19 protein-coding genes and 1 pseudogene are annotated in these 17485 nt (G+C 73.0%); 8 read left to right on the top strand and 12 right to left on the bottom strand.

Annotation, left to right across the window (positions count from 1 at the left end):
- Positions 1-293: 293 nt before the first annotated feature.
- Positions 294-425 (top strand): annotated as a pseudogene (locus J7W19_RS30430) (alpha/beta hydrolase); the annotation flags it as partial.
- Between the two features lie 106 nt (positions 426-531).
- Positions 532-1380 carry an MOSC domain-containing protein gene (locus J7W19_RS30435; RefSeq protein WP_004948737.1) on the top strand — a complete coding sequence of 283 codons (849 nt, stop codon included), beginning with the start codon at positions 532-534 and terminating at the stop codon, positions 1378-1380.
- A 13-nt stretch (positions 1381-1393) separates the two neighbouring features.
- Here J7W19_RS30435 and bla read toward each other — a convergent pair whose 3' ends face one another.
- The 3 genes from bla to J7W19_RS30450 form a co-directional block, all read right to left on the bottom strand.
- The gene (gene bla / locus J7W19_RS30440; RefSeq protein WP_063825807.1) at positions 1394-2320 is read right to left on the bottom strand and encodes a class A beta-lactamase; all 927 of its coding nucleotides are present in this window, start codon (positions 2318-2320) and stop codon (positions 1394-1396) included.
- 19 nt (positions 2321-2339) lie between these two features.
- Positions 2340-3167 carry a TIGR02452 family protein gene (locus J7W19_RS30445; RefSeq protein WP_004948742.1) on the bottom strand — a complete coding sequence of 276 codons (828 nt, stop codon included), beginning with the start codon at positions 3165-3167 and terminating at the stop codon, positions 2340-2342.
- Positions 3168-3255: 88 nt separating this feature from the next.
- Positions 3256-3798 carry an NADPH-dependent FMN reductase gene (locus J7W19_RS30450; protein ID WP_004948744.1) on the bottom strand — a complete coding sequence of 181 codons (543 nt, stop codon included), beginning with the start codon at positions 3796-3798 and terminating at the stop codon, positions 3256-3258.
- Between the two features lie 238 nt (positions 3799-4036).
- On the opposite strand from J7W19_RS30450, the gene J7W19_RS30455 reads away from it, so the two are divergent.
- A complete protein-coding gene (locus J7W19_RS30455; RefSeq protein WP_004948746.1) occupies positions 4037-5431 on the top strand; it encodes an erythromycin esterase family protein in 1395 nt (464 codons plus the stop codon).
- Between the two features lie 101 nt (positions 5432-5532).
- Positions 5533-5928 (top strand): SSI family serine proteinase inhibitor, encoded by a 396-nt coding sequence (locus tag J7W19_RS30460; protein WP_004948749.1) that lies wholly within the window; start codon positions 5533-5535, stop codon positions 5926-5928.
- Between the two features lie 54 nt (positions 5929-5982).
- Here J7W19_RS30460 and J7W19_RS30465 read toward each other — a convergent pair whose 3' ends face one another.
- From J7W19_RS30465 to J7W19_RS30485, 5 genes are all read right to left on the bottom strand, one after another.
- Positions 5983-6141 (bottom strand): hypothetical protein, encoded by a 159-nt coding sequence (locus J7W19_RS30465; RefSeq protein WP_004948753.1) that lies wholly within the window; start codon positions 6139-6141, stop codon positions 5983-5985.
- Between the two features lie 140 nt (positions 6142-6281).
- A complete protein-coding gene (locus tag J7W19_RS30470) occupies positions 6282-7235 on the bottom strand; it encodes a cytochrome c oxidase assembly protein (protein ID WP_004948755.1) in 954 nt (317 codons plus the stop codon).
- 113 nt (positions 7236-7348) lie between these two features.
- Complete coding sequence (locus J7W19_RS30475) at positions 7349-8374, bottom strand: 6-phosphofructokinase (protein WP_004948759.1); 1026 nt, start codon at positions 8372-8374, stop codon at positions 7349-7351.
- A 125-nt stretch (positions 8375-8499) separates the two neighbouring features.
- Positions 8500-9228, bottom strand: coding sequence for a type 1 glutamine amidotransferase (locus J7W19_RS30480; RefSeq protein ID WP_004948762.1), 729 nt, complete (start codon positions 9226-9228; stop codon positions 8500-8502).
- A gap of 19 nt (positions 9229-9247) precedes the next feature.
- Positions 9248-10486, bottom strand: coding sequence for a MurT ligase domain-containing protein (locus J7W19_RS30485; protein WP_152263773.1), 1239 nt, complete (start codon positions 10484-10486; stop codon positions 9248-9250).
- Between the two features lie 165 nt (positions 10487-10651).
- On the opposite strand from J7W19_RS30485, the gene def reads away from it, so the two are divergent.
- The gene (gene def / locus J7W19_RS30490) at positions 10652-11239 is read left to right on the top strand and encodes a peptide deformylase (protein ID WP_040890963.1); all 588 of its coding nucleotides are present in this window, start codon (positions 10652-10654) and stop codon (positions 11237-11239) included.
- A gap of 238 nt (positions 11240-11477) precedes the next feature.
- Here def and J7W19_RS30495 read toward each other — a convergent pair whose 3' ends face one another.
- Both J7W19_RS30495 and J7W19_RS30500 read right to left on the bottom strand, forming a co-directional pair.
- Positions 11478-12116: a GNAT family N-acetyltransferase gene (locus J7W19_RS30495; protein WP_004948771.1), complete on the bottom strand. Its 639-nt coding sequence runs from the start codon at positions 12114-12116 to the stop codon at positions 11478-11480.
- A gap of 124 nt (positions 12117-12240) precedes the next feature.
- A complete protein-coding gene (locus J7W19_RS30500) occupies positions 12241-12885 on the bottom strand; it encodes a TetR family transcriptional regulator (protein ID WP_004948774.1) in 645 nt (214 codons plus the stop codon).
- Between the two features lie 152 nt (positions 12886-13037).
- Between J7W19_RS30500 and J7W19_RS30505 the strand changes: the two genes are divergently transcribed.
- A complete protein-coding gene (locus tag J7W19_RS30505; protein ID WP_004948777.1) occupies positions 13038-14264 on the top strand; it encodes an acyl-CoA dehydrogenase family protein in 1227 nt (408 codons plus the stop codon).
- 483 nt (positions 14265-14747) lie between these two features.
- Here the strand turns inward: J7W19_RS30505 and J7W19_RS30510 are convergent, their stop codons facing one another.
- Entirely contained in the window at positions 14748-15347 is a 600-nt protein-coding gene (locus J7W19_RS30510; protein ID WP_004948778.1) for a DUF4291 domain-containing protein, read from the bottom strand.
- A 4-nt stretch (positions 15348-15351) separates the two neighbouring features.
- On the opposite strand from J7W19_RS30510, the gene J7W19_RS30515 reads away from it, so the two are divergent.
- Complete coding sequence (locus J7W19_RS30515; protein ID WP_233478198.1) at positions 15352-15777, top strand: phosphotransferase family protein; 426 nt, start codon at positions 15352-15354, stop codon at positions 15775-15777.
- A gap of 86 nt (positions 15778-15863) precedes the next feature.
- On the opposite strand, the gene J7W19_RS30520 is transcribed toward J7W19_RS30515, so the two are convergent.
- A complete protein-coding gene (locus tag J7W19_RS30520; protein ID WP_004948783.1) occupies positions 15864-16334 on the bottom strand; it encodes an NUDIX domain-containing protein in 471 nt (156 codons plus the stop codon).
- Between the two features lie 546 nt (positions 16335-16880).
- On the opposite strand from J7W19_RS30520, the gene J7W19_RS33715 reads away from it, so the two are divergent.
- Positions 16881-17405, top strand: a complete 525-nt coding sequence (locus J7W19_RS33715; protein ID WP_004948788.1) for a LysM peptidoglycan-binding domain-containing protein — start codon at positions 16881-16883, stop codon at positions 17403-17405.
- The last annotated feature ends 80 nt before the right edge of the window (positions 17406-17485 follow it).

Consider the following 17485-nt stretch of genomic DNA (forward strand, 5'->3'; position numbering starts at 1 on the left):
GAGCACCGCAGGAGGCGCAGTGGCGGCCGGGGTGGAAAGGGCGCCGCAAAGGAGCGGCTCCAGGAGGACGGGCACCCGGAGGCCGCCATCGAGGCCAGGATGGGGCACGAGATCGCGGGAGTGCGCGGCCTGTACGGCAACGTCACATCCTCGATGGAAGTGGCCATCGCCCAGTCGCTGCAGGAACGTAGGGAGAAATTCGCCGGGCAGGAGGGTGGTGTGTGGATGCCACCTATTCCCAGTCCTCTCCCAGTTGATCACCGAGAAGGGGTAGAACCGCAGGTCGATAGGTGTATAGCCTGACCGGGGTGGTCAACCCCTGCATCAACGACCGGGTCGACACCTATCTGCTCACCGGCAAGGTCGACGCCAAGGACGTCACGTGCACCCCGCACGCCGTCCCGGCGCCGAAGGCCGCCAAGTAACAGGCCGACGGACACACCACCTCCGCACCCCGGGCCGGACCACGGCCCGGGGTGCGGTCTTTTCCGGCTTTTCCGAGCCCGCCCCTGAAACGTAGGACAGGCACTCATGACAGCCTCCACGGCACCCACCGCCAGAGTCGTCGCACTGGCGTCCTATCCGGTCAAGGGCTGTGCGGGGACCGCCCCCGGGCAGGCGGTCCTGACGCCCGCCGGGCTCGCGCACGACCGGTCGTTCTTGGTCGTCGACGACGAGGGGGTGTTCCGCAGCCAGCGCACGGACCCGCTCCTCGCGACCGTCAGCCCCGAGGTCGGCGCGGACGGCGCGCTGCTCACCCTGCGGGCGCCCGGCACCGGCGAGGTCGTCGTCGAGGTGGACACGGCCGGGCCCCGGCGCGGCGTCGAGATGTTCGGCCGGCGCTACCGGGCCGTCGACCAGGGGCCGGAGGCCGCCGCCTGGCTGAGCGAGGTGCTCGGCGCGCCCAGCCGGCTGGTCAGGGTGCCGCCGGAGCACGGCCGCGTCACCGACGGCCTCACCCCCGGTACCGCGGGCTGGGCCGACGGCGCCGCCCTCCACCTGCTCTCCCGCTCCAGCCTCGCCCTGCTGGACCGCAGGCTGGCCGAACGCGGCGCGGAGCCGCTCCCCGTGAACCGCTTCCGCCCCAACGTCGTCGTCGACGGCTGGGACGAGCCGCACACCGAGGACCGGCTGCGCCGGTTCGCCGTCGGCGACGCCGAACTGGCCTACGCCAAGCTCGCCGTGCGCTGCGCGGTCACCATGGTCGCCCAGGAGAGCGGGACGAAGGCCGGCCCGGAACCGCTCCGCACCCTCGCCTCCTACCGGCGGGCGGCGGCGGGCGGCGTCGTGTTCGGCGCCAAGTTCTCCGTCCTGCGGCCCGGCAAGCTGTCCGTCGGTGACGAGCTGGGCGTGGCGGAGTGGGGCGAACCGGAGGGCTGAGGGCCCGACCGCGTCACGCGGTCCGGCAGGCGCAGCCCGCGCCCGCGCAGGACGACGGGACCAGGGCGCAGCGCGCCATCCCCGCGGCCCGCGCGATGATCTCGCTGTCGCCGGTCTCCGTACCGCCGACGCGCGTCGTGTAGACCGCGACGACCAGCGGGGCGCGGCCGGGCGGCCGGACGACCGCGATGTCGTTGGCGGCCCCGCGTTCGCCCGTGCCGGTCTTGTCCCCGACCAGCCAGCCGGCCGGCATGGCCTTGCGGATACGGGCGTCACCCGTACGGCACCCCTCCAGCCAGCGGTTCAACTGCTCCCGGTCGGGCGCCGCGAGGGCCGTCCCGACGGTGAGGGCGTACACGTCACGGGCCATGGCCGCGGGCGTCGTGGTGTCCCGGGGGTCGCCGGGGAGGTTGGTGTTGAGCGTGGGCTCGGTGCGGTCCAGCCGGGTGCGGCGGTCGCCGAGCGTCCGGGCGAACGCGCCGATCGCCCGCGGTCCGCCCAGCTGCTCCAGCAGCAGGTTGCCCGCCGTGTTGTCGCTCACGGCGATGGTGGCGTCGCAGAGTTCGCGGACGGTCATGAAGCCCCGGGACAGGTTGTCCTTCGTCACCGGGGAACCGTCGATGACCTCGGAGTAGCGCACGGGACGGTCCAGCAGGCCCGGGGCGTCCCGGCGCGCCTTGTCCAGGATCGCGGCGGCGGCCAGGAACTTGAACGTCGAGCAGAGCGCGAAGCGTTCGTGCGCCCGGTACGTCACCGACCGCCCGGAGCCGGTGTCGAACGCCGCCAGGCCGATACGGCCGTGGTACGCCTCCTCCAGGGCGCGCAGCCGTTCCGCCACCCCGCTCCCGGCGGCGTGCGCGGCCGGGGCGGCCAGGGCCGTCGCCAGCGGTACGGCGGCTGTCGCGGTCAGCAGTCTTCTGCGGGTTATCCCTGTGATCATGGTGGGCAGACTAGCCCGGTCACCCGAACACGGCGGTGAAGGCGGCCCGCGTCGGCGAGTCCGCCCTCCGGTCCAGCACCGCGAAGACGACGCGCCCGAAGTGCCCGGTGAACCGGCCCGTACCGGTCAGGTGGGCGGCGAACGCGGCGGCCACGTGCGCCGGTTCGTTGCGGAAGACACCGCATCCCCAGGCGCCGAGCACCAGTTGCCCGTAGCCGTGCGCCGCCGCGACCTCCAGCACCCGCCCGGCGCGCGAGACCAGCGCGGCGGGGATCCGGCCGGTGCGCTCCGGCGTACGCTGCGCGATCACGCCCGCGTTGGGGGCCGCCGAGGTCAGGAAGCCCGCCCGGAACGGGGTGTCGAGCAGTGCGGAGCGGTCGTCGCGGAAGACCGGCACGCCGGGGGAGTGGATCACGCGGTCGCTGTAGAACGGGCTGGGGTCGGCCCGGTGTTCCGCGTAGAACTCCGGCACCTCGCGCAGGCAGGCGTAGAGCGCCGAGCCGCGGCACACCGCTTCCTCCTGCGCCTGCGCGCCGTTGAGGTAACCGCCGCCCGGGTTGCGGGCGGAGGCGAAGTTCAGCACCGCGACCTCGCCGGCGGTCGCGTCCGCCGCCAGCCGGCGGGCCGCCGCCAGGCTGTCCTCCCCGGTCACCTCGAACTCCGTGGCCACCCCTGTGGTGCCGTGTCCGGGGGCGGCCACCGGCCCCGGCCCGTACAGCCGCGTCCCCGCGCGGGCCGCCGCGACCGCGTCGCCGATGTCCACCACCCGCCCGCCGGGTGCCGTGTACCGGCCCTCGGCGACGATCCGTTCCGTCTCCCGCGCGATCTCGCGCAGCCGTGCGCTCATAGGTCACTCCTTGTCATGCCGGTGACCCTATGTGCGCAAACGCCCGAGTGACCACGGGTTTTCCGTCCGTCCGGGCCACCCGGGCACGTCAGGCGCCGGCCGCGGCGGTCAGCGTTCCCAGCACCTCCCGCAGCCGGTCCCGCACCTCCGGATCGTCGACGAGACCGTCCGCCCCGATCGTCTCCCGCCCCACCGGCACGCGGACACAGGCCGCCTCGACGATGTGCGCCCCGGTGTACCCCAGCACCGTCCGCAAGGTGGCCTCCGCGCCCCGCCCCCGCCCGGGGGCCGCCGCGTTCACCCAGGCCGTGGGCTTGTCGCAGATCTCGGTCCCGCCCACCGTCCAGTCGAGGAGGTTCTTGAAGGAACCCGGCAGCGTCCCCGCGTACTCCGGCGCGCAGATCAGCACCGCGGAAGCGGCGTCGATCGCCGCGCGCAGCTCCACCACCGGAGCGGGCGGCGAGTCGGTGTCGTCGTCGGGGTTGAAGTGCGGCAGCGCCGCCAACCCCGGGTAACGCACGGTGCGTACGCCCTCGGGCGCGACGGCGTGGGCGGTACGCAGCACGGCCTCGTTCGAGGAGTCGCCCCGCAGGCTCCCGGACAGGAGCAGGACGGTCGGTATCAGTGGCATCCGCACAACCTACCGCCGCCGGACGGAAATCCCGGTGCGCGCCCACCCGCCCCTTGGTACCGTCGCCGGCATGTGCTTCCCCGCCGTCCAGGGCTGGTTCGTCAGGCCCCGCAGCGCCGCCTAGCGGCAGGCTGCGACCAGCGTTCCGTCAGCTTCGCCGCACTCCGGTTCCCCGCCGGTGCGGTGCCTCACGCTGCCCGGCTCCGACGAAGACGACCCACATCGCGGAGCATTTCCCATGAACGACCGCCATCACGACCAGCGCCACGACATCGACGATCTGCGCGATCTCCTTCCCGCCGCCGGGCCGACGCTGCCCGCCGCCCCGGCCGGGCTGGTGCGCTGGGTGACCGACAACGCCGCCCGGCCGGCGCCGCTCGGCCCGAGCGCGGATCCGGACGGCCCGCTCGACGACCTGGAGCCGCTGCGCGACCTCGTCGGCGGCGCCCGCGTCGTCGCGCTCGGCGAGAACTCCCACCAGATACGCGAGTTCGGCCTGCTGCGCCACCGCCTCCTCCGGTTCCTCGTCGAGGAACTCGGCTTCACCGCGCACGCGATGGAGTACGGCGCCGCCGAGGGGCGGGCCGTGGACGCCTGGGTGCAGGGCGGGCCCGGCGACCTCGACGGCCTCCTGGCCCCCGGCGGCACGGCGGGCGGCGTCCACCGCCTGGGGCTGCCGGCCGAGGTCAGGGACACCCTGCGGTGGCAGCGCCGCCACAACGCCGGTGCCGGGCGCCCGGTTCGCTTCCTCGGCTGCGACATCCCCGCGGCGGGCGGCTCGCTCGCGCCCGTCCTCGACCCCGTCGCCGCCTACCTGGCCGACGTCGACCCCGGCGCGCTGCGTTTCCTGGAGGCCGCCCGGGAGATCGCCGAGCCGATCGCCGGCGGGACGGTGATGGTTCCCGCCTACGCCCGCCTCGATCTGGCGGCGGCGGAACAGGACCGCCTCACCACCGCCCTCTCCCGGCTGCTCGGCCGCCTCACCGACCTGCGCGAGGTGCACACCGAGCGCTCAGGCCGCGCGGCGTACGAGACGGCGCTGTCCGACGTCCGCGCGGCGGTCGCCACCGACCGGGCCCAGCGGGCGATGGCCGAGGCGCTCGCGGGCGCGCCCGACGCCGCCGGGTTCGCCGCCCGGGAACGGTATCTGGCCGACACCCTGCTGGAGTTCCTGGACCGGTCCGGGCCCGGCACCCGCGTCGTCCTCATCGGGCACAACGCCCACATCCAGCGCTCCGCCGCCGGGATCGGCGGACCGATGGAGGTGACCACCATGGGCAGCCTGCTCGCCCGGGCGCTCGGCGCGGACTACGTGCCCGTCGCCCTCACCGGCAACGGGGGCGAGACGGTCGAGAACGTGCCCGACCGCGACCACCCGGCCGGGATGCGGTGGGGACGGGCCGCCGTGCCGGACGCCGCCCCGGACAGCGTCGAGGCGCTGTTCGCGGACGTCCGCGACCGGCTCGCCCTGGTGGACGCGCGGGCGCTGCGCGCGTACGCCCGCCGGCGCGGGCTGCCCGAGCCGGTCCGTACCCGGCTGGACACCGCCTTCGTCGAGGTTCCCGTCCTGGACGCCTTCGACGGGGTCGTCTGCGTACCGGACACCCGCGTCGGCGCCGACCTCCTGGAGTGACCTGTAGTCGAACGCCGTGCCCCGAAAGAGGGGCGAAAGTGGCGATACGGACCATGGCTGTGCGAGCATCCGGGGCCCCAGGCTCCTCGGAAGGCACAGCGATGTCCGCACCCCGCACCCTCACCGCCGCGGCGGCCGTCCTCGCGCTCGCCCTGCCCGCCGCGCCCGCGGCGGCCGTCGCGGAACCCGGGCCCGGGCGGGGCGAGTTGCTGCTCACCCTCTCCGGCGCCGACCACACCTGGATCCGCGGCGTCCGGCTCACCTGCCCGGACGCCGGCGGCCGGCACCCGCACGCGGCCGAGGCGTGCGCGCGCCTCGCCGAGGCGCACGGCCGGCCGGACGCCCTCCGGCGCCAGGACCGGCCGTGCGGCGCCGAACGGGAGCCGGTCACCGCGACGGCCGACGGCCGCTGGGGAACGGCCGACCTGCACTGGAAGGGCGCCTACTCCGGCCCGTGCGCCCTCGAAGCGGCGACCGGGCCGGTGTTCCGCTTCTGAGGCGGCGGGGGCGGGTACCGGGATGCCGGGCCCCCGCCGCTGCCCGGCGGCCCCTCACGTCCCCCGCGCCACCAGCGCCCCTATCGTCGTCAGCCCCAGCACGACCCAGGCGAACCAGAGCCAGCCGTTGCCCCCCAACGTCACCGTGTAAGCGGTCACGGCCACCAGGCCGCCCACGGTGAGCCAAGCCATCGTCTTCGTCGATCCGGGCACCCCGCACCTCCTCACGGCGGCCCCGCGCACATATGAGGCGCACATATGCGCGAGCCGCGGCCGGAGACCATCGTCTCCGGCCGCGGCCGTCAATGCCACAGCGCTGAAGGTGCTCGCCGTTCAGCGGCGTCCGAGCCGGTTCACCTGCCGCGCGCCTGGAGCGAGGCGAGGTACGCGTTGTAGGCCGCCAGCTCCTGGTCGCCGTCCCGGTCCGCCTGCCGGTCGCTGCGCCGCGCCTGCCGCTGCTCGGAGCGGTACCACTGGAAGGCCAGCGCCAGCAGCACCACCACGGACGGGATCTCGCTGAAGGCCCAGGCGATGCCGCCGCCCGCGTGCTGGTCGTCCAGGGCGTCGATGCCCAGCGACGCCATCGGGTGCTCGTACGTCCCGATCATGGGCTCGGACGACATCATCAGCGCGATGCCGAAGAACGCGTGGAACGGCATGCCCGCGAACAGCTCCAGCATCCGCATCACATAGCCCGGCCGGTGCGGGCCCGGGTCCACGCCCATGATCGGCCAGAAGAACACCAGGCCGACCGCCAGGAAGTGGATCATCATGGCGATATGGCCGGTCCGGCTCTCCATGAGGAAGTCGAAGAGCGGGGTGAAGTAGAGGCCGTAGAGGCTCGCGATGAACATGGGGATCGTGAACGCCGGGTGCGTGATGATCCGCATATAGCGGCTGTGCAGCAGCATCACGAGCCACTCGCGCGGGCCCTTGCGCCCCCGGCCCGCCGGGGGCAGCGCGCGCAGCGTGAGGGAGACCGGCGCGCCCAGCAGGATCAGGATGGGGGAGAGCATGCTGATCACCATGTGCTGGACCATGTGCACGCTGAACATGACCATGCCGTAGTCGTTCAGCTTGGTGCACATCACCAGCGCCACGGAGAGGACGCCGAGGGTGAACCACACCACCCGGTTCACCGGCCACTTGTCACCCCGGCGCCACAGCCGCACCACGGCCCAGCCGTAGAGGGCCAGCGCCACGGCGCAGCCGACGGTGAAGAACGGATCACCGCTCCACTCCAGACCCCGTCCGAGGGTGAACGGTGGCATGTCCATCATGTCCATGCCGTGCCCGCTGTGATCCATCCGCTCTCTCCCGATTAGGACCGATGCGCCGGATCCAGAGTAGAGGCGGCCCCCGTGTGACCTGCGCCCGGGGGCGTCCCCCGAGCGGCGGGTCAGAGCACGGCAGCGGCGGTTCAGAGCACGGCGTCGGCCTCGCCGTACCGGTCCTCCGGCACGGTCTTCAGCGACTCCACGGCCTCCGCCAGCGGCACCAGCGTGATCTCCGTGCCGCGCAGCGCGGTCATCATCCCGAAGTCGCCGCGGTGCGCGGCCTCGACCGCGTGCCAGCCGAAGCGGGTGGCGAGGACCCGGTCGTACGCGGTCGGGGTGCCGCCGCGCTGGACGTGGCCGAGGATCACCGGCCGCGCCTCCTTGCCGAGCCGCCGCTCCAGCTCGACGGCCAGCTGCCGGGCCACCCCGGCGAACCGCTCGTGCCCGTACACGTCCGTGCCGCCGGTCTCGAACGCCATCGAGCCCTCGCGCGGCTTGGCGCCCTCCGCGACGACCACGATCGCGAACCGCTTGCCGGCCTCGAAGCGCTTGCCGACCACCGCCGTGAGCTCGTCGATGTCGAACGGCCGCTCCGGCACCACGATCGCGTGGGCGCCGGCGGCCATGCCCGAGTGCAGGGCGATCCAGCCGGTGTGCCGGCCCATCACCTCGACGATCAGCACCCGCTGGTGCGACTCGGCGGTCGTCTTCAGCCGGTCCAGCGCCTCCGTGGCGACGCCCACGGCCGTGTCGAAGCCGAACGTCACGTCGGTGACGGCGATGTCGTTGTCGATCGTCTTGGGGACGCCGACGATCGGGATCCCGCCGTCCGACAGCAGCCGCGCCGCCTTGAGCGTGCCCTCGCCGCCGATCGGGATCACCGCGTCCAGACCCAGCGCGGCGACGTGCTCGCGGGCCCGCTCCACGCCGTCCCGCAACTGCTCGGGACGGACCCGGGAGGAGCCCAGGATGGTGCCGCCGGCGGCCAGGATGCCCGCCACCGCGTCCAGGTCGAGCGGCCGGTGGTCGCCTTCCAGCAGACCGCGCCAGCCGTCGTGGAAGCCGATCACCTCGTCGCCGTGGTCGGCGACCGCGCGGTGCACGACGGAACGTATGACGGCGTTGAGACCGGGGCAGTCGCCGCCGGAGGTGAGCACACCGATGCGCATGGTGGAAAACCTTTGTGACAGGGCCGACGACCGGACCCCGTCGTCCGGTGGAATCCCCGTCACCCTACCCAGGGCGGGTGACGGGGAACACCGGCGTCCGTCATGCAGACGGTCGAGCGGGACGGCTACGCGGGCTGCGTCGCCGCCGCGATCCGCTCGTTGCGCAGCGCGTCGTACCAGCGGTCGTCCACCGGCGGCAGCGCGTTGACGTCCAGCGCCAGCTTCAGCAGCAGGTCCGCGATGTGCGGGTTCCGCGCCATGACCGGGCCGTGCATGTACGTGCCGAAGACCGTCTCGTTGAACGCGCCCTCGGTACCGTCGCCCGTGCCGTTGCCGTTGCCGAAGCGGACCCGGGCGAACGGGCGCGCGGACGGGCCGAGGTGGGTGACGCCCTGGTGGTTCTCGAAGCCGGTCAGCGGCGGCAGGCCGAGCTGCGGGTCGATGTCGCCGAGCACGTCGCCGACGCACCGCTCGCCCTCGCCGCGGGTGCTGTACACGTCCAGCAGGCCCAGGCCCTGCTCGCGCTGGCCCAGGTCGTTGATGAACTCGTGGCCCAGGATCTGGTAGCCGGCGCAGACCGAGAAGACGATCGCGCCGTTGGCGACCGCCCGGTTGAGGCCGCCGTCGCGGCGCAGCCGCTCGGCCGCCAGCCGCTGCGGGCGGTCCTCACCGCCGCCGATCAGGTAGATGTCGCCCGAGGTGGGGATCTGCTGGTCGGAACGGACGTCCAGGCGCTGGACGTCCAGCCGGCGCTGGTGGGCGCGCCGCTCCAGGACCAGGACGTTGCCCTGGTCGCCGTAGGTGCTGAGCAGGTCGGGGTAGACCCACACCACACGCAGACTGTTCTGGCTCATGCTCATGGTCCTTTGCGGGTCAGTTGCCGACGCGGCGGCGGAGGTCCTGGAACGCGGTGTAGTTGGCGATGACCTCGATCCGGCCGGGCGGGGCCGACTGCACGGCCTCGTCCACGCTCTCGCAGACCCGGAAGTCCAGGCCCGCGACCTCCAGGCGCACCGCCAGGTCGAGCTTGCGGTCGCCGATCACGAAGATCGGGTGCCCCGCGAGCCGCGTGTAGTCGACGTCCCACAGCCACGAGGTGTCCGTACCGTCCGCTCCGCGCGCGTTCACCGACAGCAGCACCGGCGCGGGCGGGCCGTCGATCAGCGAGAAGGTCTCCAGCCAGCCGGCCGGGTTCTTCGCCAGCAGCAGCCGCAGCTCGCGGTTCATGAACGTCACCACGTCGTACCGGCCGGCCACCGCCTGTACCTGGTACATCCGCTCCAGCGCCACCTGCGGCGGGACCCCGAAGGTCGCGGCCACGGCGGCGGAGGTGGTGGCGTTCGCCTTGTTGGCCCGGCCCGGCAGCTGGAGGTGGATCGGCCACGCGGAACCGTGCGGGTCCAGCACGTAGTCGCCCGACAGCGCCCAGCTCGGCGTCGGCCGGCGGAAGCCGCACTCGCCGCAGAACCAGTCGTCGCCCGGGCGCTGCATCACACCGCCGCAGGACGGGCAGGACCAGGCGTCGTCCTTCCACTCCTGGCCGGCCGCCACCCACACCACGTTCGGCGAGGACGAGGCGGCCCACACGATCAGCGGGTCGTCGGCGTTGGCGATGATCACCGCCTTGGAGCCGGCCAGGCCCTCCCGCCACTTCTCGGCCAGCATGCGGGTCTCCGCGGCGCGGTCGAGCTGGTCGCGGGAGAGGTTGAGCAGCGCTATGGCCTTCGGCGAGACGTCCCGGGCGACCATCGCCAGGTACTTCTCGTCCACCTCGATCACGCCGAAGCGCGCGTCCGAGCCGCCGGCGAGGGCGGAGGTGATGCCCGCGGGCATGTTGGCGCCCAGTGCGTTCGACACCACCGGGCCGCTGGCCCGCAGCGCCTCGGCGATCAGCCGGGTCGTGGTCGTCTTGCCGTTCGTGGCCGAGACGAGGACCACGTCGAGGTGGGTCGCCAGCCGGGCGAGCAGGTCAGGGTCGAGCTTGAGCGCGACCTTGCCGCCGATCACCGATCCGCTGCCGCGCCCCGCGGCCCGCGACACCGCCGCCGCGGCCTTGCCCGCTGTCACGGCCAGCTTGGCGCGTGCGGACAGCGGCCCCGAGTTGCCTGCCATCGTCCTAGATCCTCCTTGTTCGGCGCCGTCGCCTGTTCCCTGGTCCGCCGGTGGAACGCCCCCTCCGCGCCGAATCGTCAGCCAGGAGGCTTCGGTCGGGGATCAGCCTATCGAGATCCGCCCGTGGGCCCGAAACCGTCTTCCGCGGGCCCGTAGGCTGGACCCATGCGAAGACGTGCCATTCCAGGAAGTTCCGGACGCGTGCGGCCCGTGCGGCTGCTCGGCGACCCGGTGCTGGCCGCGCCCTGCGCCGAGGTCGAGGACTTCACGGCGCCCGTCGAGGTGGACGGGGACCGCACCGACCTGGCCGGACTCGTGGAGTCGATGTTCGCCACGATGTACGCCTTCGACGGCGTCGGCCTCGCCGCCAACCAGATCGGCGTCCCGCTGCGCGTCTTCGTCTACGACTGCCCCGACGACGAGGACGTCCGTCACCTCGGCCACCTCGTCAATCCCCGCCTGGTGTCGGCCGCCGGGATGGAGGTGCGCGGCCCCGAGGGCTGCCTGTCGCTGCCCGGCCTCGAGGCGCCGACGCCGCGCGCCGACGAGGCGGTGGTCGAGGGCTTCACCCTGGACGGCGCCCGGGTACGGGTGGCGGGCACCGGCTTCTTCGCCCGCTGCCTCCAGCACGAGTGCGCCCACCTCGACGGCGGCCTCTACCTCGACCACCTCACCGGCTCCACCCACCGCCGCACTCTCCGCGCCGCCCGCCGGGCACCCTGGGCGGGGGCGGCGGTACGGCCGGTGCCGTAGCGCGCGGGCGCGCGGTGTGCCAGGGGCTCGCGCCGGGTGCGGCCCGCGCGGGCGCGCGCTCGGCGGATGGACGACGCCGGACGGTGGCGCGCGCCGTCTCGCGACCGGTGAGCCGTGCGGCTGCGGTCCGGCGACCGGCGAGCGCCGGCCCGTGGCCGACGGGCGTCAGGTCCGCCGCCCCATCCCCGGCAGGGTCAGGTCCGCCGTCCCATCCCCGGCAGGCGTTCCGCGCGTCGCCTCACGGCCGGTACGCGCACGCCGTCAGCGCCGCGTGCCGCTTCCAGCCCAGCGTCTCGTACAGCGCGCGCCCCTCGTCCGTCGCGCCCAGTACGCCCGTGAACGCCCCCTCGGCCAGGGCTCGTTCGGCGAGCGAGCGCATCACGAGGCGGCCCAGGCCGCGTCGGCGGTGCGCCTCCTCGGTCACGACGCGGTCGACGACCGCCACGTCCCCGACGATCGCGAGCTGCCCCTTGGCGGCGGGTCCGCCCGTCGCGTCGGTCACCCGGACGCGGTGGACCCCGTCGGTCTCGCCCACGGACACCGAGTAACCGGGCGGGGCCGGCGACGGGCCGACGGGCGGAGCGAGGTCGACGGCCATCAGATGGCCGGTGTCCTCCTCGTCCACCACCCAGCCCGGGGGAAGCAGCCGCCCTATCCGGTCGGGGTCCTCGGCGGCCTTGAGCCAGGCGTACGGTACGGGGCCGGCGCACGCCGCCCGTACCGCGTCCGGCTCCGGGGCGTACACGACGCGGCGCTCGGACTGCTCCGGCAGTCCGACCGTGATGACGCACCCCCAGGCGCGCGCGGCGGGCGGGGGAGTCCCCCGCGAGACGGCCCAGCCGGCCGCCCAGGCCGCAACGAGTTCCGGAACCGCCATATACCCCTCCAGAGTAATGCCTGCCTTGCGGCAGAGGACATTACGCCGGGGGAGGGGAGCCGGCATCCGGTTTTCCGTTCCGCCCGCCGGGGCCGCGGCCGGACGGCCGGATCGCCGGCGGCGGTCAGAACCCCGGACCGTCCGCCCGGTCGCCCGCCGTGGCCAGCCGGCCCCAGAGGAGGTCGGCGAGGTGGCTGACCAGGTGCTCGCGGGGGAAGGGGCGCTCGCGGAGCCACCAGTCGCCGGCCGCGTGCATCATGCCGACGATGCCGTGCCCCCAGGCACGGGCGAGTTCCGTCCCCTCCGGACCCAGCTCCACGCGCTCGGCTATCACCACCGCCAGCTCCTCGCCCATCCGCCGCAGCAGCGGCGCCGAGTGCCGGCCCACGTCGAAGCCGCGGTCGGAGGGTCCGGCGTCCTCGGCCGGGTGCATCAGGAACCGGTAGACCTGCGGCCGCGCCTCTATGGCGGCGAGGTAGGTGTCCAGGGTCGACTCCACGCGCCGCCGCCGCTCGGCCGGCGCGTCGAGCGCGGCCCGCAGCCCCTCCAGCAGCGCCTCGGTGTGCCGGGCCGCGAGCGCCCGGTAGAGGCCGCCCTTGTCGCCGAAATGCCGGTAGAGGATCGGTTTGGTGATCCCCGCCTCCGCCGCGATGGCGTTCATCGACGCCCCCGGCCCGTCCCTGAGCACCACCCGGTCCGCGGCCTCCAGCAGTTCCCTGCGCCGCCGTTCCGTGGTGCGCTGCTGGTCTTCCCGCTGACTGGTCGTCATGGCTGTGCCTCCCGCCCCCGTGTCTTCTCACATGCCTGCGCAACGTAACACCCGCGGCACCCAGCGGATCCGGGGGGAGAGGGGAGTTGACAGGTTCTACTGACCGGTAACAGACTCCTGTTACCGCAGGTAAGCAACGCTCGGGAGGGGCCATGGCGGGTTTCGGACTGGAGCTCGACGACGAACAGAAGGCCGTGCGCGACTGGGTCCACGGCTTCGCCGCCGACGTCATGCGGCCCGCCGCCGCAGAGTGGGACGAACGCGAGGAGTTCCCCTGGCCCGTCGTCCAGGAAGCGGCGAAAATCGGCCTGTATTCGCTCGACTTCTACGCGAAGCAGTTCTTCGACCCCACCGGCCTCGGCATCCCCGTCGCCATCGAGGAACTGTTCTGGGGCGACGCCGGCCTCGGCCTCGCCATCACCGGCACCGGCCTGGCGGCCGTCGGCGTCCTGACCAACGGCACCGACGAGCAGATCGGCACCTGGATCCCGCAGATGTACGGCGACCCGGACGACGTGAAGGTCGCCGCCTTCTGCTCCTCCGAGCCCGACGCCGGCTCCGACGTCTCCGCGATGCGCACCCGGGCCGTCTACGACGAGGCCAAGGACGAGTGGGTGCTCAACGGCACCAAGACCTGGGCGACCAACGGCGGCATCGCCAACGTCCACGTCGTCGTCGCCGTCGTCGAACCCGGCCTGGGCGCCCGAGGCCACGCCTCCTTCATCATCCCCCCGGGCACCGAAGGACTGTCCCAGGGGCAGAAGTTCAAGAAGCACGGCATCCGCGCGTCGCACACCGCCGAGGTCGTCCTCGACGGCGTCCGCGTGCCCGGCCACTGCCTGCTCGGCGGCAAGGAGAAGCTCGACGAACGCCTGGCGCGCGCCCGCGAGGGCAAGAAGAAGGGCGGCGAACGCGGCGGCAACGCGGCCATGGCCACCTTCGAGGCGTCCCGCCCCGCCGTCGCCGCCCAGGCCGTCGGCATCGCCCGCGCCGCCTACGAGATCGCCCTCGACTACGCCACCACCCGCGTCCAGTTCGGCCGCCCCATCATCGACAACCAGGGCGTCGCCTTCCAGCTCGCCGACATGCGCACCCGCATCGACGCCGCCCGCCTCCTCGTCTGGCGCGCCTCGGCGATGGCCGCCACCGGCAAGCCGTTCACCTCGGCCGAGGGCTCCATGAGCAAGCTCTACGCCGGCGAGACGGCCAAGACCGTCACCGCCCAGGCGATGCAGATCCTCGGCGGCAACGGCTACACCCGCGAGTACCCCGTGGAGCGGATGCACCGGGACGCCGCCATCTACACGATCTTCGAGGGCACCAGCGAGATCCAGCGCCTGGTGATCGCCCGGGCGGTCTCCGGGGTGCAGGTGCGCTGACGCGCGGGGTGCTGATGCGGGGCGCTGACGCGCGGGCCATGACGCGCGGGGCGCGCGCACCGGTGGGCGCGCGCCCTTGTGTCAGGGCACGCCGTACCCGTACCCCTGGCGACGTGTCATGTTCCCGGCCAGCCGGACCACTGCGTCGTACCGCATTTGCGGCAGCGGCTGGCACCGCTCCACAGCACCCACTCGTGGTCACACTCGTCACTCATCCCACTCTCTCCCCTTCTCCGAAGTCTCCCGAAGCCGCCGAAGCCGCCGAAGGCGACGGCGCGGCGGCGTCCGGCCGCCGACCGCGAACCCCACGCCGCCCACCAGTACCACCAGCCTGCACCAGCACGGGCCCGGCCGTGGCCGGGCGGGATCGCACTCACCCGCCCTCACTCGCCGTATGCCCCACCCGCACTGACTCCCCGCGGGCCGTGAAGGTTTACCGCCGACGCCGGAACTCCGCCGCGTTATGTGACGCGGGAGGCGGGACTACGGGCACAGATGCGCGAGGAACCCGTCCGCGACGGGATAGGGCCGCTCCTCGGGCAGCAGCCGCCCGGCGCCCTCCGGATCACCCTCGCGCACGCGCGCGTGCACGGCGTGGGCCAGGGCCGTGACGTCCGTGATGCCCACCGTCCACTCGTCCGCGTACCGACGGGACGCCTCGCCGGCCAACCCCAGCTGGAGCGAGCGGTACGGCAGCGCCCGCAGCCGCAGGTCCCGCTCCGGATCCCACTGCACCCGCGCCGGCGCCCGCCGCAACTCCCGCCGCCAGGCGTCCCGGCTCTCGTGCACGTCGGGGTCGTAGTGCGACAGGCACGTGTTCCGCAGCGCCCACTCGAACCCCTCCCGCTCGATCTCCACGGCCAGCACCGTCCGCTGCCCCTCCTTGGCACCCCAGCCGCAGCGGTACATCATCCAGAGGAAGGACGGCTTGATCCACGTCATGCGCTCCCGCTTCCAGGTGGCCGGGAACCGGCCGTCCCGGGCGGCGGGCAGGCCGATGGCCGGATCGTACGCCTGGTAGACGGTAATGGTGGACGCCGAGTGCAGTGCGCGGATCTGGTGTTTCTGAGGTGTCACGGACATCAGAGTGCGTCCGGCGCAGGTGTTCGGGCCACTCATTTACGCAACTCGGCACTTCGCACGCAGCGGGCACGCGATCGGCCCTGCGCATCGAGCGGGCGCCCGGCTACCGGAGGACGACCGGCGCTTCCTCCGCGCCCTCCACGCCGAGCTGCGCGGCGCGGTGACGGGACTGCGGTTCGGCTCGCCGAGGGGGTTCGTGCACGGTGACGCGCATGTGCAGAACCTCATGGTGGGCGGCAAGGGTCAGGCGGTCTTCATCGACTTCGAAGGCTTCGGCTTCGACCCGACGCTGCGCCGGACCCAGGAGTTCACCATGACCACCTGGCTCATGCGGAACGCGTCCACCGGCGGGCGACCGGCGGGGGAGTATGCCCGACGGATCGTCTCTCTGCGGGACGAGAAAGCGCCGCGCGACTGGCGGCCGTTGTGACGCTCGCTCCTCGTCGAGCCGGGCGAGCGCCTGGGCGATGTGAATCCCGGGCTCCGCGGGGGTGGCTCGTGTGCGCCGCCAGGCGGTCAACCCAGGTAGGGCTGGTCCTGGCCGTCCAGGAAGTGCCGGATGCGCAGTCGCTGCGTCCTGTGCATCGGGAGTGCCGGGGTCTCGTCAGGGTGGACGAACCGGAGCTCCGCGGATTCACCGGAGATCACGAGGTCGCCCCCGGTGACCCGTGCGGTGAAGCACACGTTGAACTGCCGTCGCACTTCGCCGTCCGAGTAGGCGATCACGTGGCGCGGATCGGTATAGGGGCCGACCAGCCCCGTGATCTCCACGTCCAGGCCGGTCTCCTCCTTGACCTCACGCACGGCCGTGCCGGGGAGGGAGTCGGTCATCTCCATGCCGCCACCGGGCAGGGCCCAGAGACCGTTGTCGCGCCGACGCTGCAACAGGACGTGGCCCCGGTCATCGGTCACGACCGCCGAAGCGGCGACGACCACGCTGTTCGGCTCGGGGGCGGCGGGATCGGCGTAGTACTCGGTGCGAGACATGACCACTCCCTTCTCCTGGAGGGGCGTTGCCGTCGCCCACACGGCGTCGAGACTCTACGCGTACGAGCCGAAGACGAGTCCTGCGAGCAGCGGCAAACGTCGGCAGCCGGGTGGAGACTGACCACTCCGCCCGGCATAGACACGGCCTTTTGGCGCCGGACTCCCCTCCACCCGGGAGGCCGTGCGCCTGGACCGTCGTTCGGGAGGTTGGCGCCAGGCCGCACCGGATCCCGGTCCTTCCTCGTCGCCACCTGTACGGGCCGGTGATCGAAATGCGGGTTCGTCTCCGCGAGACGGTGACGGACGTGACATTCCGCCTGTGCGAGTGGTGGTGGCGATACCTGTCCGGCCGGCGGATGTTCCGCGTCCTGGACGCGCAGCGCGATCACTTGACAGCCCTGGCCCTGGACGACGGCGTGTCCGGTGAGTCGCCGAATGCGGATTGCGCCGAAGTGGGGGCTCGTTCAGGTGACGTCTTGCATGGGGGACCGTTTCTGCTGGGCATGCCTCGCGCACGGCCACGAAATCCACCTGAAGGGAACATTCATGGGTGACACACTGCAAGTTGGCGATGAACTGGGTCTCGGTCAATCCCTGCAGGGCGGTGCCTACACCCTGACGCTGCAGGACGATGGCAACCTGGTGCTCTCCGAGCCGGGTGGCGTCGTGTGGGCCACCAACACCCACGACAAGGGGGTCGAGCGGGCCGTGCTCCAGGACGATGGCAACTTCGTGCTCTACACCGGCGACGGCGCGGTGTGGGCCACCGACACCAACGGCATGGACGCCGACCGGTTGGTCGTCCAGGACGACCGCAACGTGGTGCTGTACGGCAAGGACGACAGCCCGTTGTGGGCATCGGACACCAAAACCGACAGCACCGTCACCGCCGAGGAACCGGCGGCGGCCGCCACTGATGCGCGCACTTACACCGTCGCGCCCGGCGACACCTTGTGGGCCGTCGCGGAACGCTTCTACGGTGACGGCAACCGCTACCGCGACATCGCCGCCGCCAGCGGCATCGACAACCCGGACGTGGTGAGCGTTGGCCAGGTGCTGACGATTCCGTGATCCGGCGTCGCGGCGGTGAGTGGAACTCACCGTGCACCGCGCATTTCTGATGAAGCGTCATCGGAGCCGCAACCGGATCG

This window comes from Streptomyces mobaraensis NBRC 13819 = DSM 40847 (genome assembly GCF_017916255.1).
In the GTDB taxonomy this organism is placed as follows: Bacteria; Actinomycetota; Actinomycetes; order Streptomycetales; family Streptomycetaceae; genus Streptomyces; species Streptomyces mobaraensis.